This is a genomic window from Streptomyces sp. NPDC002868, assembly GCF_055563295.1.
Window position 1 is genome coordinate 136,871 of sequence record NZ_JBVHDR010000010.1, and the last position, 1,951, is coordinate 138,821.

Annotated in this window: 3 protein-coding genes; 2 read left to right on the forward strand and 1 reads right to left on the reverse strand. The window is 68.8% G+C overall.

Annotated elements, in window-relative coordinates; translation table 11 throughout:
• Window positions 1-160 precede the first annotated feature (160 nt).
• Window positions 161-331: a hydrophobic protein gene (locus ACZ3H8_RS27650; protein WP_307665240.1), complete on the reverse strand. Its 171-nt coding sequence runs from the start codon at window positions 329-331 to the stop codon at window positions 161-163.
• A 171-nt stretch (window positions 332-502) separates the two neighbouring features.
• On the opposite strand from ACZ3H8_RS27650, the gene ACZ3H8_RS27655 reads away from it, so the two are divergent.
• Together ACZ3H8_RS27655 and ACZ3H8_RS27660 are read left to right on the forward strand one after the other, a co-directional pair.
• Window positions 503-997, forward strand: a complete 495-nt coding sequence (locus ACZ3H8_RS27655) for a DUF6328 family protein (RefSeq protein ID WP_467406385.1) — start codon at window positions 503-505, stop codon at window positions 995-997.
• Between the two features lie 164 nt (window positions 998-1,161).
• The gene (locus ACZ3H8_RS27660) at window positions 1,162-1,806 is read left to right on the forward strand and encodes an LAETG motif-containing sortase-dependent surface protein (protein WP_467406387.1); all 645 of its coding nucleotides are present in this window, start codon (window positions 1,162-1,164) and stop codon (window positions 1,804-1,806) included.
• Window positions 1,807-1,951 lie beyond the last annotated feature (145 nt).

Here is a 1,951-nt window from a genome sequence, read left to right on the forward strand (position 1 = left end):
CGCGCCGGCGCGCTCTCACCCCGGGGGGGGGCGTCGCCCCACCACAAACACCCCCCCCCACACCACCCCCGCGGCCGCCCGGCGCCCCCCCCCCCCCCCCCCCCCCCGGCTCGCCGCCCTGTACCGGGCGGCGATATTGAATTCTCGTTCAATTCGCTGTCTACCACCGGTACCAGCGGGACCTCGTGCCTGTCGACGTGGTGCTCCGCATCAGGAATCCCAGGAGCCAGATGGCAAGCACAATGAGTGCAATCCACCAGAGCACCTTTACGGCGAATCCGGCTCCGAAGAGAATGAGTGCCAGAAGCAGAACGAGCAGGATGGGAACCATTGTCTGCACCTCCATGCGAACGGGTGCCCGGAATCCTTCTGCTTACACGTCGGTTCGGCTGCAGGGTTGACGCGCGTTTGACGAGTGCGACCGCGGGCATGCGGCCCAGAGAGTGCGATATAAGGAGCTGACTCGGCGCAAGTACGGTTCACAATATGGAGGTGTCCGGTGATGGGGAAAGCCGACGAAAAGCGTGATCGCGGTCGGGACGAAACACCGGAGGAAAGGGCGGACCGGCGCTGGGCCGAACTCCTTCAGGAATTGCGGGTCGCCCAGACCGGTGTGCAGATCCTCTTCGGTTTTCTGCTCACGGTGGTCTTCCAGCCGCGCTTCGCCTCTCTCTCCGACACCAACCAGACGATCTATACGGTCACGGTGCTGCTGGGGGCGGCCACGACCGGCGCTCTGATCGGCCCGGTGTCCTTCCATCGACTCCTCACCGGCCAGCAACTGAAGCCCGAGACGGTCATCTGGGCCTCTCGCCTCACGGTGGTCGGGCTGTTCCTCCTGCTGTGCACGATGGCGTCGGCCCTGCTTCTCATCCTGCGCGTGGTCGTCGACGACACGCTGGCCATCTGGCTGGTAGTGGGGATGGTCGTGTGGTTCGTCCTGTGCTGGCTGGTGCTTCCGGCGTGGGCCCGCGCCACTCGTCGGACCGGCAGCTGACGGGGCGGACCGACAGCCGACGGGGCGCGGTTCAACTCCCTCGAACCCCCGACGCGTTGCGGGACGTAAGAGAGGGGTGGGGTGGGTGCAGGCCCCTGGGAGTGTGACGGTACTGTGCGCGCACCGCCATATGGGTGGTGGCGCGGCAACCGTGGAGGATTTTTATGACAGCAATCAAGAGATCGTGGCGCCGTTCGGGGGCCCTGGTAGCGGTGGCGACGGCCGGCGTCTTCGGCGTCGGCCTGGCCGCCGGCCCGGCGCAGGCGCACACCCCGGTGTGGTCGGTGACCTGCACCGAGGTCCAGATAGACCTGACCCAGTACAACTCCCAGGTCGAGAACACCGTGAGCGTCACCGTGGACGGCAAGGACCTGCTGCCCACCGAGACGTTCAAGAAGGAGTTCCACAAGAAGCTCGAGCTGCCCAAGCACAGCAGCGAGCTCTCCGTCCGCCTGGTGGTGAAGGCCGGCGACGGCGACAAGTTCTCGCGCGACGAGACCAAGAAGGCGCCGGTCTGCGAGGACAGCACCCCGACTCCGCCGGCCACCCCGACTCCGCCGGCCACCCCGACCCCGTCGGCCACGCCGACTCCCTCGGACACGCCCACCACGGCCACTCCCACGCCGAGCAGCTCCACCAGCTCCGCCGAGGTGCCGCCGTCGGCCAAGCCGAGCTCCCCCTCGGGTGACCTGGCCGAGACGGGCTCCTCCAGCTCCACTCCGCTGATCGCCGGCGCTGCCGCCGCGGTCATCGTCGCGGGTGGCGGCATCATGTGGGCCGCGCGCAAGCGTCGTAGCGCCCAGCACTGACCCCGGCGCGCTGCCGCGGGACGAACCGTGGCGCGTCGCCGAAGCGGGGCGGGGGGGGCGGCGGGATTCGGCCCCCCCCCCCCCCGTCGTTGTAAGGGCGCGGCCCGCGGGGAGTGCGCCGCCACCTAGCCCAACAAGACCCGGG

Coding starts and splice junctions, on each gene's coding strand:
- ACZ3H8_RS27650 (WP_307665240.1), bottom strand. CDS start 331: ATGGTTCCCATCCTGCTCGTTCTGCTTCTGGCACTCATTCTCTTCGGA.
- ACZ3H8_RS27655 (WP_467406385.1), top strand. CDS start 503: ATGGGGAAAGCCGACGAAAAGCGTGATCGCGGTCGGGACGAAACACCG.
- ACZ3H8_RS27660 (WP_467406387.1), top strand. CDS start 1,162: ATGACAGCAATCAAGAGATCGTGGCGCCGTTCGGGGGCCCTGGTAGCG.